A 15,043-nucleotide genomic window follows, 5' to 3' on the forward strand; every position below is an offset into this window, starting at 1 on the left:
GGTTGCCCACTGCGCAGAACCTCCACTCGGCCTCTCGAGGGGGCGCTCAGATCAAAAGCGGAAGGCGAGCTAACGCTCGGCCTGATGAGTGGTGGAAATCAAAAGCAAACGCGATTCCCTGTAGGAGCGAGGCTTGCCCGCGAAAAACGACCGGACAACACGTTCATTCAGACAGCCCGCGTTATCGTTGACGTCCATCGCCAGCAGGCTGGCTCCTACAAGGGATCGGTGTACATGTCCGGAATGGGTGAGCGCAGCAGAGAAGGACAACGCGTCCCCCCAAAGAGCCAGGTCGGCTTTCAGGCCGCCTCGGCGGCTGTGGCGGTAGTCGCCCCCTCGAGAGGCCGAGCGCAGGTTCTGCGTAGTGGGCAACCCGGCATGGATGCCGGGTTAGCCGCCCCCGGCCATGGATGGCCGATGGCGGCGGGCCCACGGAGCAGGACCGGAGCGAGGGCATGCCGAGCATTAGCGAGGCACCGAACGACAGGGGCAAAAGCGCTTGGTTACTTGGCGCTTCTCCAAGTGACTCGCTGTAAAAGCGAAACCATTAGCGGCCGTTACCGCAGGAATGGATATGTACACCCTCAAAAAACCGACCGCCTGACACAAAGCCATCGCGAGCAGGCTCGCTCCCACAGTGGGTTTTCTGCTTCACAGACTTGCTCAACCACCACTCATATTCATGAACCGAACAATCTGCACATCCCCCTCCGGAGTGAAATCATGGCGCAACGGTTTACCGCGCAAAGCCTTTTGCACCGCATTGATCACCGGCTGGTCATCCAGCGGATAACGCCGCAGCAACCCTCTCAAATCCAGCGCATCGTCCTGCCCCAGACACAACAGCAGCTTGCCTTCCACGGTCATCCGCACCCGGTTGCAAGTACCGCAGAAGTTGTGACTGTTGGGCGAAATGAAACCGATCCGGGTCTCGGGATGGCGTTCCAGGCGCACATAACGCGCCGGCCCGCCGCTGTTTTCCGTACTGTCGAGCAAGCGATGACGCTGAGCAATCAACGTGCGCACGTCATCACTGGAACAAAACGATTCGCCCCGTGATCGCCCGACGTCGCCCAGCGGCATTTCTTCGATAAAACTGATATCGATGCGCTGGTCGATGGCGTATTGCACCAACGCCGGGACCTCATCGAAGTTGCGCCCCTTCATCACCACGCAGTTGAGCTTGATTCGCTCAAACCCCGCATCCCGCGCCGCTTCGATGCCGCTCAGCACCTGATCGAGATCGCCGTTGCGGGTGATCGCGCGAAATTTCTGCGCGTCCAGGCTGTCGAGGCTGATGTTCATCCGTTTAACACCCGCCTCCACCAACGGCCGTGCCAGGCGGCCCAGCTGCGAGCCGTTGCTGGTCATCACCAGTTCGCGCAAACCGGGCAACGCGGCGATGTTGCGACACAGATCGACAATGCCGGGACGGATCAACGGCTCACCGCCGGTGAGGCGAATCTTGCGCACGCCCAGGCCGACGAACAGCGTTGCCAGGCGCTGCATTTCCTCCAGCGTGAGCACCTGCTGACGCGGCAGGAAGGTCATGTTTTTCGCCATGCAATACACACAACGAAAATCACACCGGTCCGTCACCGACATCCGCAGATAATCGATCTGCCGCCCAAAACCATCCTGCATCACAGCGTTCATCACATCTCCCGGTTAGCCTTGAGGCTCACTGCACCAGCGGTGAGTCAGCGCCCTGCAAATGAATACCGCGGACATCCGCCGCGCCAATCAGGGTTTGCAGGTATTGCACCAGGGCCTTTTGCCAGACGCCCTGCTGCAACTGCGTGCGGATCGCCGTCGACACCGCTTCATAGGGCAACGGCATGCCTTCGATCCGCTGATCGACGCTGACCACATGCCAGCCATAACGACTTTCCAGCGGTTTGCTGGCCAGCCCCGGTGCCAGCGTGAACAACTGCCGCTCCAGTTCCGGCACGGTCTGGCCTTTGCTGATCTGCCCCAGAGAACCGCCTTGCGCCTTCGAAGGGCAGGCCGAATATTTCACCGCCAGCTCGGCGAAGCTGCCGGGGAAGTCTTCCAGCCGTTGCAGCAGGATTTCTGCCTGGGCATGCGCCAGCTCGCGGGCTTCGGCATCGTCCGGCGCGCACTCCAGCAGGATGTGCCGCACCGCCAGCAACGGCGCGCTGTGAAAGCGCCCGCGATTGTTTTCGTAGTAACGAAGGCTGGTTTGCTCGTCGCATTGCGGCACGATCACCTCGCGTTCGAGCAACAAGCGCGTGGCGGCTTCTTCTTCGTTCTCACCGGCACCGACCTCCAGCGACACGCCCAGTTCGGCAATGCGCTGCTGCAACAACTCGCGGATCACCAGCGCCTTGGCGGCCAGATACACCGCCTCTTCGCGGCTTTCGGCCGGGTGATATTGCAGCTCCTGGGCCATCGCTTCCGGGGTGATCACCACCTCGTTGACGCTGATGATCGGCCACTCCTGCTCACTGCTGGCGATCAACTGCGCGGGCGCGTCATCGGCCGCCGGAGGCTCAACCGCGAGCTCTTCAAACGGTGCGACATCGTCCGGCACCGCAACCTCTACTTGTTTGGAAGATCCGCAGCCACCGCTGCCGCCGTTACCGCCGCCACATCCACATCCACCTGACATGATTGTCTCCTCAGAATTTCTGCCGAACGATTTGATAACGGCGTCCCAGGTACCAGACCGGTGCACTGATCACATGTACGAGACGGGTGAAGGGGAACAGCACAAACAGGGTCAGGCCGAGGAACACGTGCAGCTTGTAGGTCAGCCCGACCGGCGCGATGGAGGCCGCCGCTTCCGTCGGCCGCAACAGCACGGTGTTCTGCGCCCAGTCGGCGAGCATCACCATCACCGAACCGTCCATGTGCGCGGTGGACGCAACGATGGTCAGCAGGCCGAGCAGCAACTGCGCCAATAGCACCAGCAGAATCAGGATGTCCGACGTACTGGACGTGGCGCGGACCCGAGGATCGCTCAGGCGCCGGTTGACCAGCATCAGCAGGCCGATCAGGCACAACAGGCCGAAGAACCCGCCGGACACCATCGCCAGCAACTGCTTGTTCTCAGTGCTGATGACATGGTGATAAACCGACGCGGGCGTCAGCAGGCCGACGAAATGCCCGGCCAGCACGAACAACACACCGATGTGGAAGAAGTTGCTCGCCACACGCATGCCGCGCTGGTTGAGCATTTGGCTGGAGCCCGCCTTCCAGGTGTACTGCGACAGGTCGAAGCGAGCCCAACTGCCGATCAGGCAAATGGCCAAAGCGATATAGGGATAAATCCCGAACAACAACAGGTTCCATTTAGACATTGCCTACCTCCTGGACTGGCGCGGCGGCCAGTCCTTCATGCTGAAAATCCACCCAGTGCAACGGCACCGCGCTTTCTTCCCGGGCCTTGCCCGGCGCGCTTGGCAGCGAACCGCAACGGTCCTGCTGTTCGGCCTGGAGAAAGTCCACGGCCTCCTCTTCCCAGATCTTGTCGAGGGCTTCGAGCGAGTCGTCGCGCACTTCCGCCGCGACCTGCTCACGCAGGTCGGCCACGGCCTGATGCGGCTCGGCCCCGGCAATCTGCAGCAGCGCCCGGAAGCAACTGGCGTAGGCGCTTTCACGCTCTTCCAGACGCGCCGCGAGCAAGGCCAGCAGGTGCGAGACATCCGCCAGGCCCTCGCGGGCCTCGATGTCTTCGCGAGTGGACAGAAACTCCAGGTACAGCGGGATGTAGTCCGGCAGCTCTTTGACGCCGATGGCAAAACCGGCGTCCTCGTACTGCGCCATCATGTCGACCATGGCCTGGCCACGGTCGCGGGACTCACCGTGCACGTGCTCGAACAACAGCAACGAGAGCGCGCGCCCCCGACCGAACAGCGCACCGTAGTGCTCCTGCCCGTCCATCAGGTCATTGGCGCAGATCAGCTCCAGCAACTCGAACAACGCACCGCGCTGCTTCGGGCTGATTTCCCGCGACTGAATGATCGCCTGCTCCAGTTCGTCGCGGCCGCTGATCAGCGTTTCAGTCGGGTAATCGAGCAGCAGCGAAATCACTTTGAGAATTTGCATGCTCATTCCTCCCACAACTGCACGGTTTTCAGGACGTCGCGACGGTTGGCCTTTTTCGCGCCGAACATGTTGGTGTCGGAGCTGCCGCTGCAACCGCTGCCGAAACTGAAACCGCAACCGGAGCGTTCGGCAAAGGCGTCGCTCATGGCGTCTTCGCGGTGGGCGGTCGGTACCACAAAACGGTCCTCATAGTTGGCGATGGCCAGGTAGCGGTACATTTCCTCGACCTGGTCCACGCTCAAACCGACGTCCGCCAGCACTTGCAGGTCTTGCACGCCATCGACTTGCTCGGAACGCTTGTAGGCACGCATCGCCAGCAAGCGTTTCAACGCACGCTTGACCGGTTTTTCATCGCCGGCAGTCAGCAGGTTGGCCAGGTACTTCAGTGGAATACGCAGGCTGTCGACGTCCGGAATCACCCCGTTCATGCCGACGGTGCCAGCAGTTGCGGCGTTTTGAATCGGCGACAGTGGCGGTACGTACCAGACCATCGGCAAGGTGCGGTATTCCGGGTGCAGTGGCAGTGCGAGTTTCCAGTCCACGGCCATTTTGTAGACCGGCGAACGCTGGGCCGAATCGATCACCGACTGCGGCACACCGTCTGCCAGGGCCTGACGGATCACCGCCGGGTCATTCGGGTCGAGGAAGATCTCCAGTTGTTTCTCGTACAGATCCTGCTCATTGGCGGTGCTCGCCACTTCGCTGATGCGGTCGGCGTCGTACAGCAACACGCCGAGGTAACGGATACGACCGACGCACGTTTCGGCGCACACGGTCGGCATCCCGGCTTCGATACGCGGGTAGCAGAAAATGCACTTCTCGGACTTGCCGCTTTTCCAGTTGAAGTAGATTTTCTTGTACGGGCAGCCGCTGATGCACATGCGCCAGCCGCGGCATTTTTCCTGGTCGATCAGGACAATGCCGTCTTCTTCACGCTTGTAGATCGCCCCGCTCGGGCACGATGCCGCACACGCCGGGTTGAGGCAGTGCTCGCACAGGCGCGGCAAATACATCATGAAGGTGTTTTCGTACTCGCCGTAAATGTCCGCCTGGATCTTGTCGAAGTTCTTGTCCTTGCGACGCTTGGCGAATTCGGTGCCGAGGATTTCTTCCCAGTTCGGGCCCCACTCGATTTTCTCCATGCGCTTGCCGGAGACCAGCGAGCGTGGGCGCGCCGTCGGCTGATGCTCGCCCAGCGGTGCGGTGTGCAGGTGCTGGTAATCGAAGTCGAACGGCTCGTAGTAGTCGTCGAGGCTCGGCAGGTCCGGGTTGGCAAAGATGTTGGCCAACACGCGGAACTTGCCGCCGATGCGCGGGTTGATCGAGCCGTTGGCATTGCGGATCCAGCCGCCCTTCCACTTGTCCTGGTTTTCCCATTCTTTCGGGTAGCCGATCCCGGGTTTGCTTTCGACGTTGTTGAACCAGGCGTATTCCATGCCTTCACGGCTGGTCCAGACGTTTTTGCAGGTGATCGAGCAAGTGTGGCAACCGATGCACTTGTCCAGGTTCAGCACCATGCCGATTTGTGAGCGAATCTTCATCTCAGTTCTCCTCGATATCGGTCGGCAGAGGACGCGGCAGGTCATCACCGGACGAACCATCGAGCCAGTCGACTTTGGACATTTTGCGCACCACGACGAACTCGTCGCGGTTGCAACCGACCGTGCCGTAATAGTTGAAACCGTAGGCCTGCTGGGCATAGCCACCGATCATGTGGGTCGGTTTGAGCACGACGCGGGTCACCGAGTTGTGGTGGCCGCCACGGGTCTTGGTGGTTTCCGATCCGGGCACGTTCACGATCCGTTCCTGGGCGTGGTACATCATCACCATGCCGTCCTTGACCCGCTGACTGACCACCGCACGGGCGGTCAGCGCACCGTTGGCGTTGAAGCACTCGATCCAGTCGTTGTCCTCGATGCCGGCGCTTTTCGCGTCGTTCTCCGACAGCCAGACAATCGGGCCGCCACGGCTTAAGGTCAGCATCAACAGGTTGTCGCTGTAGGTGCTGTGGATGCCCCACTTCTGGTGCGGCGTGATCCAGTTCAGGACGATTTCCTTGTGGCCGTTGCTGCGCTTGCCTTTCACCCCGGCGATGGTCCGGGTGTTGACCGGCGGCCGGTAACTCATCAGTTGCTCGCCGAACGCCTGCATCCACGGGTGATCCTGGTAGAACTGCTGGCGACCGGTGATGGTGCGCCATGGAATGGCTTCATGAACGTTGGTGTAACCGGCGTTGTAGCTGACGTGATCGTCTTCGAGCCCCGACCAGGTCGGGCTGGAAATGATCTTGCGTGGCTGCGCCTGGATGTCGCGGAAGCGAATTGCCTCATGCTCCTTGCCCACCGCCAGATGGCTGTGGTCGATGCCGGTGAATTCCGACAGCGCGGCCCAGGCCTTGACCGCTACGTGACCGTTGGTTTCCGGTGCCAGCGACAGGATCACTTCCGCTGCATCGATGGCCGAGTCGATTTTCGGACGGCCGTGGCTGATACCGGCGTCCCGTTCGTGGTGGTTGAGCTCACCGAGGAACTTCACTTCGGCCTCGGTGTTCCAGTTGATGCCCTTGCCGCCGTTGCCGTGTTTCTCCAGCAATGGCCCGAGGGACGAGAACTGCTTGTAGATGTTCGGGTAGTCGCGCTCGACCACGTGCAGGTTCGGTGCGTTTTTACCCGGCACCGGTGCCACGCCTTCGCTTTTCCAGTCGGTGCCGCCAAACGGCTGGGCCAGTTCGCCGACGCTGTCGTGCATCAGCGGAATGGTCACCAGATCCTTTTCGACGCCCAGGTGCCCTTCGGCCATGCTGGAAAACGCCTTGGCGATGCCTTTGTAGATTTCCCAGTCGGAACGCGATTCCCACGCCGGGTCGATCGCGGCCGACAACGGGTGAATGAACGGGTGCATGTCCGAGGTGTTCATGTCGTCTTTTTCGTACCAGGTCGCGGTCGGCAAGACGATGTCGGAATAGACGCAGGTCGAGGACATGCGGAAGTCCAGCGTAGTCACCAGGTCGAGCTTGCCGATGGCGCCCTCGTCCACCCATTCGGCTTCTTCCGGTTTGCAGTCGCCGACCTGGCCGATGTCTTCGTTCATCACCCCGTTCTTGGTGCCGAGCAGGTACTTGAGCATGTACTCGTGGCCTTTGCCCGAGGAGCCCAGCAGGTTGGAGCGCCAGATGAACATGTTGCGCGGGAAGTTCACCGGGCTGTCCGGTTGCTCGCAAGAGAAGCGCAGCGAACCGTCCTGCAGCGACTTGACCACGTAGTCTTTCGGTTCCATGCCGGCAGCAGCGGCATCACGGCAAATGTGCAGCGGGTTGGTGTTGAGTTGCGGTGCGCTAGGCAACCAGCCGGCGCGTTCGGCGCGGATGTTGTAGTCCAGCGCATGCTCGGGGAATTGCGACTTGTCGGCCAATGGCGAGAGCACGTCGTGCATGCTCATCTTCTCGTGGCGCCACTGCGAGCTGTGGGCGTAGAAGAAGCTGGTGCCGTTCATTTGCCGTGGCGGACGGTTCCAGTCCAGACCGAACGCCAGGGGCAGCCAGCCGCATTGCGGACGGAGTTTTTCCTGGCCGACGTAGTGCGCCCAACCGCCACCGGTCTGACCGACACACCCGCAGAGCATGAGCATGTTGATCAGCCCGCGGTAGTTCATGTCCATGTGGTACCAGTGATTCATCGCCGCGCCGACGATGATCATCGAGCGGCCCTTGGTCTTGTCGGCGTTATCGGCAAACTCACGGGCAATCTGGATGGCTTTCTCGCGGCTGACGCCGGTGATCTGCTCCTGCCAGGCCGGGGTGCCGGGCACCGAGGCGTCGTTGTAATCCTTGGCGACGTTTTCGCCACCCAGGCCACGGTCGATCGCCAGGTTAGCGGCCGACAGGTCGAACACGGTGGCGACTTTGGCCACGCTGCCGTCAGCCAGAACGAGGCTGTGCACCGGCACACGACGGTATTGCACGGCATCGCCGGCCACGTGCTGGAAGTGCTCGTGGGACTCGCCGGCAAAATACGGGAACGCCACTTCGGCCACGTCATCGCCGATCAGGCTCAGTTTCAGATCTATCTCGCGGCCTTCACCACCCTCACGCGGCAGGATGTTCCACTTGCCCTTCTCGCCCCAGCGATAACCGATGGAGCCCTGAGGGGACACCAGTTCGCCGCTGGTATCCAGGGCGATGGTTTTCCATTCCGGGTTGTTTTCCTGGCCGAGGTTGTCGGTCAAGTCGCTGGCGCGCAGGAAGCGGTCCGGCTGGTAACCGGCGCCCGGCGCCTTGTCAGCCATTTGCTTGAGCAGTACCAGCACCGGCAGATCGGTGAAGCGCTTGGCGTAGTCAGTGAAATAGGCGCTCGGTTTATCCAGGTGGAATTCTTTGAAGATCACATGGTTGAAGGCTTGCGCCAGCGCCGCGTCGGTGCCCTGCTTGGGGTTCAGCCACAGGTCGGTGAGCTTGGCGACTTCCGAATAGTCCGGGGTGATCGCCACAGTCTTGGTGCCCTTGTAACGGACTTCGGTGAAGAAGTGCGCGTCGGGGGTACGGGTCTGCGGAACGTTGGAACCCCAGGCAATGATGTAGTTAGAGTTGTACCAGTCGGCCGATTCCGGCACGTCGGTCTGCTCGCCCCAAACCATCGGCGAGGCCGGTGGCAAGTCGCAATACCAGTCGTAGAAGCTCAGGCAGGCGCCGCCGATCAGCGACAGGTAACGCGAACCTGCGGCGTAGCTGACCATCGACATGGCCGGGATCGGCGAGAACCCGACGATCCGGTCGGGGCCGTACTGTTTGATGGTGTAGACGTTGGACGCCGCGATGATCTCGTTGACTTCGTCCCAGCTGGAACGAATGAAGCCGCCCATGCCGCGCTTGCTTTTATAGGAGTCGGCCTTGGCCTTGTCCTCGACAATGCTGGCCCAGGCTTCGACCGGCGCCATGGTCTGGCGCGCATCGCGCCAGAGCTTGAGCAACGGCTTGCGGATTTTCGGGTACTTGAGCCGGTTGGCGCTGTAGATATACCAGCTGTAACTGGCGCCGCGCGGGCAGCCACGAGGCTCATGGTTGGGCAGGTCGTTGCGGGTGCGCGGGTAGTCGGTCTGCTGGGTTTCCCAGGTAATCAGGCCGTTCTTCACGTAGATCTTCCACGAGCAAGACCCGGTGCAGTTCACCCCATGGGTGGAACGCACGATCTTGTCGTACTGCCAGCGCGAACGGTAGACGTTCTCCCAGTCGCGCGACTCTTTGCGGGTCTCTCCATGACCCTCGGAAAACTCGTTTTGCTTGCGATTGAAAAACCGCAATTGATCCAGTAAATGACTCACGGTGTAGTCCTCTCAGGCTTGCTGCGGGGTTCTGTGCCCCGCCCACGCAATGGTTGGATTCGGGTCGTCTCAGCAGGGTGTCGCGGCGCCTTTGCGCGCGTACCACCACCAGGTCACGACGATGCAGCTCAGGTAAAAACCGACGAACATGTAGAAGGCCATCTCCGGTCCGCCGGTCTGGGCCATCGAAGTGCCGAAGGATTTGGGAATGAAGAACGCACCGAAGGCGCCCATGGCCGAACTGAAGCCCAGGACGGCGGCGGACTCTTTGCCGGCATTCTTGAGTGCTTGTTCGCGCACGGCCGGGGATTTTCCGGCAGCGGCTTTTTCATGCTGGGTGCGGAAGATCACCGGGATCATGCGGAAGGTGGAGCCGTTGCCCACGCCGGTGGTGATGAACAGCAGCATGAACATGCCGAGGAAGCCGTAGAAGTTGCCGCCTGTACCGTTCTGCGGCAGGAAGTGCATGACGCCGAAGACCATCACGATCATCGCGACGAAGTTCCACAGGGTCACTTTTGCGCCGCCGAGCTTGTCCGCCAGCCAGCCGCCCAATGGACGCACGAGCGCACCCACCAATGGGCCGAGGAAGGCGAATTTCAGTGCAATCACATCAGGGAACGAGGTTTTGATCAGCAATGGAAACGCAGCGGAAAAACCGATGAACGAACCGAAGGTCGCCAGGTACAACCAGCACATCAGCCAGTTGTGCTTGCGTTTGAAGATCACCGCTTGCTCGCTGAACGAGGCCCGCGCACTGGACAAATCGTTCATGCCGAACCAGGCCAGCACCGTCACCAGGACAATGAACGGCACCCAGATGAACCCGGCGTTCTGCAGCCACAATTGGCCACCGTCCGGCAGGGTTTGCGGATTGCCACCCATGACGCCGAACACGCCGAAGGTGATCACCAGTGGTACGCAGAACTGCATCACCGAGACACCCAGGTTACCCAACCCGGCGTTGAGGCCCAGGGCCGTGCCTTGCTGGGACTTTGGGTAGAAGAAGCTGATGTTGGACATGCTCGAGGCGAAGTTGCCGCCGCCAAAACCGCAGAGCAAGGCAATCCATACGAACACGCTGTACGGGGTGCCCGGGTCCTGCACCGCGAAGCCCATCCAGATCGATGGCACCAGCAACGATGCGGTGCTCAGGGCGGTCCAGCGCCGGCCACCGAAGATCGGCACCATAAAGGAATAGAAGACGCGCAAGGTCGCGCCGGACAGGCCCGGCAACGCCGCCAGCCAGAACAACTGGTCGGTGGTGAAGGTGAAGCCGATGGCGTTCAGGCGCACGATCACCGTGCTCCAGACCATCCACACCGCGAAGGCCAACAGCAGCGCGGGAATGGAGATCCACAGGTTGCGCGTGGCGGTCTGTTTGCCGCTGCTTCCCCAGAACGCAGGGTCCTCGGGGCGCCAGTCATGAATGACCGGCCCTTTTTCAGGCTTTTGCAGAACGGACATGTTGTTCTCCTTGGGCAATGCTGGAAATCGGGGACGGGGTCAGCGTCGGCGCTTTACCAAGCACCGGGCTTTTGCGCATTTCGCTGAAGTACATCCAGGTGAGGGAGACCCAGACCACGCCGTACATCAACATGAAGCAGGACGAGCGCACGCCGGTGAGGTCCACCAGGGCGCCAAACATGATCGGCAGCACGAAACCGCCCAGGCCACCGGCCAGACCGACGATGCCGGACACCGCGCCCATGTTTTTCGGGTAGTCATTGGCGATGTATTTGAAGACCGAGGCCTTGCCGAACGCGAAGGCAATGCCCATGACGAACAGCAGCACGGTGAACAGCGCGGGATTGAGGCCGATGTGGAAATCCACGGTGCCGTTGATGGTCTGCACTTGCAGTTGGGTCTGTGGGTACGAGAGCAGGAACAGGCAGATCCAGCTGACCCACAACACCCACCAGGTCACGCTTTGCGCGCCCCAGCGATCCGACATCCAGCCACCGACGGCACGCAGCACGCCACCGGGCAGGGAAAAACACGCCGCCAGCAGCGCCGCGCTTTGCAGGCTGAAACCGTATTCCTGCACGTAGTACTTGGTCATCCACAGCGCGAGGGCCACATAGCCGCCGAAGACGATCGAGTAGTACTGGCAGTAGCGCCACACCGCGGGATCTTTCAGCGAACGCAGTTGCTCACGCAGCGTGGCGCCCGAGGCACTGCGGTGGTCCTTGTTTTCGGCACTGAGGAACCAGAACGACAGCGCAGTGATAAAGAGGATGGCGCTGAAGACTTTCGGCACCAGCTGCCAACTGCCGGCGGCGATCAGGGCCGGGGCGAGAAACTTGGTGACCGCAGCCCCGGCGTTACCGGCGCCGAAGATGCCCATGGCGAAGCCCTGGTTCTCTTTGTCGAACCACTTGGCGACGTAGGCAATCCCGACCGAGAACGAGCCACCGGCCAAACCGACGAACAGGCCCAGCAGCAAAAACTGCCAATAAGCAGTGGCGTGGCTGATCAGGTACAGCGGTGCGACGCAAGACAGCATCAGCAGAAAGAACACGCTGCGCCCGCCAAAGCGGTCGGTCAGCAGCCCCAGCGGCAAACGCACCAGCGAGCCGGTCAAGACCGGGGTCGCGGCCAGCAGGCCGAACTGGGTTTCGTTGAGCTGGAGCAGTTCCTTGATCGGCACCCCGAGCACGGCAAACATCATCCAGACCATGAAACATACAGTGAAGGCCAGCGTGCTCATGCCCAGCACCAAGCCTTGTCGTACACGGGGTTGGGTCACAATGCTCTCCAGTCAGTTAGCCATGGCGGCAGACTAGAGAGAGCAACCCCGTAAAAACTTGATCCACGTCAACGAAGCCCAAGCGGGCCCAAGCCTATGCTTGCACTGCCTACCTCCAAGGAGGTAGACCGGAGAATGCTTAAAACCCCTTATTTATCAGCGTTTTAACTTTTTCCACCCAGTGTTCTGTCGACAGGGAGCCGTCGACAACTCTTTAGAGGTAGCGCGCCTCTGGATCGCCTTCGCGGGCAAGCCTCGCTCCTACAGGATTGAAGTCGTTCCCATTTTCGGCAGCCGGACCCAATCCTGTAGGAGCGAGGCTTGCCCGCGAAGAGGCCATAACAAACAACCTCACTCTGGAGCTATACATGCTCTGCTTTCTGCTTTACCCCCGGGACCTGCGCCGATGATTCGCTGGTTGCGCAGCTCCCTGCCCGCCCGCGCCGGGCTCGCGGTGATCCTGATCGCCGTGCTCGCGCTCGCCAGCTCGTTGAGCGCCGGGTTGATCGCCTGGTTCAGCCAGGGCGATGCCGCCGCCATCAATACCGCGGGCTCGGTGCGCATGGAAACCTACCACCTGAGCTGGAAACTCGCCGCCGGTGCCACCGATGAAGAAATCATCGGCATCACTGAAAGCCTGCAACGTCGCCTCAACAGTCAGTCACTCAAGGCCGTGCTGGAAGATGGCCCGACCACCGCGTTGCAAACCAGCTACGGGCAACTCCAGCAACAATGGAACGAAGCGTTGCGCCCGGCGCTGGAACGCGGCGATGCCGTGGCGTTTCAAGCCCAGGCCCGGCCGTTCGTTGAGCAACTGAACCAGTTCGTCAGCCTGCTCCAGCGCCAGAGCGAGCAAAAGCAGGGCTGGCAACAAGTGATCCAGGGCATGGCGCTGTTCACCACCATGATTGTCCTGCTGATCGGTTTGTACGAGTTGCAGTACGGCGTCGTCACGCCCCTCAAGGAATTGGTGGACGCAACCCAGCGCTTTCGACGCGGTGATTTCAAGGTGCGGGTCAACCATCAGTCCCAGGACGAACTGGGCCAGTTGGCCACGAGCTTCAACGCCATGGCCGAAACGATAGAAGAGTCGCACCGCACGCTGGAAAGTCAGGTCCGGCAAAAAACCCTGAACCTGCAACAAGCCAACGCTGCGCTGGAGCTGCTGTATCAAAGCAGCCGCAGCCTGGCCACGCGCCTGGCCAATGCCGAAGGGCTGGACGAGTTGATCCGGCGCTTCCAGCAACGCCTGCCGGGCCTGCGCCTGTCGCTGTGTTTGCAGGGCCAGGCGCAGGCTCCTGCCCAGCAACTGATCGCCCTGCATGGCGCCAACATCCGCGACGTCTGCGCCAGCAGCGATTGCGCCACGTGCCAGAAACACCACGACGCGAGGCCGCAATCCTTCAGCATCAGCAACCAGGGCAGCGAACTGGGTGAACTCAAGGCTTACTTTGTCGACGGCCACCCCACGCAAGCCTGGGAAACCCAACTGATCCAGGCCCTGGCCAACCTGATCGGCACTTCGCTCTCACTCAAGCGCCAACGGGAACAGGATCATCGGCTGCTGTTGCTGGAAGAGCGCACGATCATCGCCCGCGAACTGCACGACTCACTGGCCCAGGCCCTGTCCTACATGAAGCTGCAAGTCAGCCGCATGCAGACCCTGATGCGCCGGGGCGAACCGGTGCAGACCCTGGAAAACGTCACCGCCGAACTGCGCGAAGGACTGAACAATGCCTACCGCCAATTGCGCGAACTGCTGACCACTTTCCGCTTGCAGATTCACGATGCCGGGCTGGTGCAGGAGCTCAAGGACACCGCCGCGGAATTCTCCCGTCGCGGCGAATTCCAGGTGCACCTGCACGTCGATGCGCTGGCCTTTCAACTCTCGGCCAGCGAGCAGATCCATATCCTGCAGATCACGCGCGAGGCGCTCTCCAATTGCCTGCGCCACGCTCACGCGCAAAACGCCTGGCTGGAACTGCGTCAGGACGGCGAAACCGTGAGGCTTTCGGTCGAGGATGACGGGCGCGGCTTCAGCGGCGACGTCGACCAGCGCGAACATCACGGCCTGAACATCATGGATGAGCGGGCGCGGAGCTTGCGCGGCCACTTGCACATATTTTCCAGGGAGCCTCAAGGCACCCTCGTCCAGCTGGAATTCCACCCGGAATTTCTCGGACAGCACACAGAAGGTAGCGTCACATGAACCCGTCCCCACACCATAGAATCCTGCTGGTAGACGACCATCCCATGATGCGTCGCGGCATCCGTCAAATGCTCGAACTGGAAGATGACTTCCTGATCGTCGGCGAAGCCAACCATGGCGAGGAAGCGCTCAGCCTGATCGAACCGCTGCAACCGGACCTGGTGTTGCTCGACAACAACATGCCGCAAATGAACGGCATTGAAACCCTGCGTCGACTGCGCGCGATGCACTACACCGGCAAGGTGTTGCTGTTCACCGTGTCGGACGCCGAGGACGATATTCGCGACGCGTTGCGCCTGGATGCCGACGGTTATCTGCTCAAGGACATGGAGCCCGAACTGTTGATCCAGTACATCCGCGAAGCGTTGGACGGTGCATTGGTCATCAGCCCCGGCCTGACCCAGGTCATGGCCCAGGCATTACGCTCGCCGCCACGCCAGGCGGTGGTCGAACTGACCGAGCGCGAACGCCAGGTGTTGAAAACCATCGCCAGCGGCTTCAGCAACAAGGTCATCGGGCACAAGCTGGGCATCACCGAAGGGACGGTCAAGGTTCACGTCAAGAACCTGCTGCACAAACTCGGTTTGCGCTCGCGGGTCGAGGCGGCGGTGTGGGCCATGGAGCATCTGCGCAGTGCGGGCTGACGGCCATGCCTCCTTGGAGGTAGGCCTGCAGAGGCATAGGTCAACCGGCCTGCG

10 protein-coding genes are annotated in these 15,043 nt (G+C 61.2%); 2 read left to right on the plus strand and 8 right to left on the minus strand.

The window, feature by feature from the left end; translation table 11 throughout:
* Positions 1 to 663 precede the first annotated feature (663 nt).
* From moaA to KGB25_RS25065, 8 genes are all read right to left on the minus strand, one after another.
* Complete coding sequence (gene moaA, locus KGB25_RS25030; protein ID WP_223437152.1) at positions 664 to 1,656, minus strand: GTP 3',8-cyclase MoaA; 993 nt, start codon at positions 1,654 to 1,656, stop codon at positions 664 to 666.
* Positions 1,657 to 1,681: 25 nt separating this feature from the next.
* Positions 1,682 to 2,632 carry a peptidylprolyl isomerase gene (locus tag KGB25_RS25035; RefSeq protein ID WP_207286276.1) on the minus strand — a complete coding sequence of 317 codons (951 nt, stop codon included), beginning with the start codon at positions 2,630 to 2,632 and terminating at the stop codon, positions 1,682 to 1,684.
* Between the two features lie 10 nt (positions 2,633 to 2,642).
* Entirely contained in the window at positions 2,643 to 3,323 is a 681-nt protein-coding gene (narI, locus tag KGB25_RS25040) for a respiratory nitrate reductase subunit gamma (protein ID WP_008030998.1), read from the minus strand.
* Entirely contained in the window at positions 3,316 to 4,071 is a 756-nt protein-coding gene (gene narJ, locus KGB25_RS25045; RefSeq protein WP_008043733.1) for a nitrate reductase molybdenum cofactor assembly chaperone, read from the minus strand. The genes narI and narJ overlap by 8 nt, the downstream gene beginning before the upstream one ends.
* 2 nt (positions 4,072 to 4,073) lie before the next feature.
* Complete coding sequence (narH, locus tag KGB25_RS25050; RefSeq protein ID WP_008030993.1) at positions 4,074 to 5,612, minus strand: nitrate reductase subunit beta; 1,539 nt, start codon at positions 5,610 to 5,612, stop codon at positions 4,074 to 4,076.
* A 1-nt stretch (position 5,613) separates the two neighbouring features.
* The gene (locus KGB25_RS25055; protein ID WP_008043732.1) at positions 5,614 to 9,387 is read right to left on the minus strand and encodes a nitrate reductase subunit alpha; all 3,774 of its coding nucleotides are present in this window, start codon (positions 9,385 to 9,387) and stop codon (positions 5,614 to 5,616) included.
* A gap of 69 nt (positions 9,388 to 9,456) precedes the next feature.
* On the minus strand, positions 9,457 to 10,854 hold the full coding sequence (locus KGB25_RS25060; RefSeq protein WP_008043731.1) for a NarK family nitrate/nitrite MFS transporter: 1,398 nt from the start codon (positions 10,852 to 10,854) through the stop codon (positions 9,457 to 9,459).
* A complete protein-coding gene (locus tag KGB25_RS25065) occupies positions 10,832 to 12,136 on the minus strand; it encodes an MFS transporter (protein ID WP_008030986.1) in 1,305 nt (434 codons plus the stop codon). The genes KGB25_RS25060 and KGB25_RS25065 overlap by 23 nt, the downstream gene beginning before the upstream one ends.
* Positions 12,137 to 12,542: 406 nt before the next feature.
* Here KGB25_RS25065 and KGB25_RS25070 point away from each other — a divergent pair, with 406 nt between their 5' ends.
* Positions 12,543 to 14,345 (plus strand): HAMP domain-containing protein, encoded by a 1,803-nt coding sequence (locus KGB25_RS25070; protein ID WP_008043728.1) that lies wholly within the window; start codon positions 12,543 to 12,545, stop codon positions 14,343 to 14,345.
* A complete protein-coding gene (gene narL, locus KGB25_RS25075) occupies positions 14,342 to 14,989 on the plus strand; it encodes a two-component system response regulator NarL (protein WP_008030980.1) in 648 nt (215 codons plus the stop codon). The genes KGB25_RS25070 and narL overlap by 4 nt, the downstream gene beginning before the upstream one ends.
* Positions 14,990 to 15,043: the final 54 nt, after the last annotated feature.

It is taken from the genome of Pseudomonas sp. BF-RE-21 (assembly GCF_019947305.1).
Classification (GTDB): domain Bacteria; phylum Pseudomonadota; class Gammaproteobacteria; order Pseudomonadales; family Pseudomonadaceae; genus Aquipseudomonas; species Aquipseudomonas migulae.

Bases quoted from the DNA above. Each gene is read 5' to 3' on its own strand.
- KGB25_RS25060 (WP_008043731.1), bottom strand. From the start codon at position 10,854: ATGTCCGTTCTGCAAAAGCCTGAAAAAGGGCCGGTCATTCATGACTGG.
- moaA (WP_223437152.1), bottom strand. From the start codon at position 1,656: ATGAACGCTGTGATGCAGGATGGTTTTGGGCGGCAGATCGATTATCTG.
- narJ (WP_008043733.1), bottom strand. From the start codon at position 4,071: ATGCAAATTCTCAAAGTGATTTCGCTGCTGCTCGATTACCCGACTGAA.
- KGB25_RS25070 (WP_008043728.1), top strand. From the start codon at position 12,543: ATGATTCGCTGGTTGCGCAGCTCCCTGCCCGCCCGCGCCGGGCTCGCG.
- narL (WP_008030980.1), top strand. From the start codon at position 14,342: ATGAACCCGTCCCCACACCATAGAATCCTGCTGGTAGACGACCATCCC.
- narH (WP_008030993.1), bottom strand. From the start codon at position 5,612: ATGAAGATTCGCTCACAAATCGGCATGGTGCTGAACCTGGACAAGTGC.
- KGB25_RS25035 (WP_207286276.1), bottom strand. From the start codon at position 2,632: ATGTCAGGTGGATGTGGATGTGGCGGCGGTAACGGCGGCAGCGGTGGC.
- narI (WP_008030998.1), bottom strand. From the start codon at position 3,323: ATGTCTAAATGGAACCTGTTGTTGTTCGGGATTTATCCCTATATCGCT.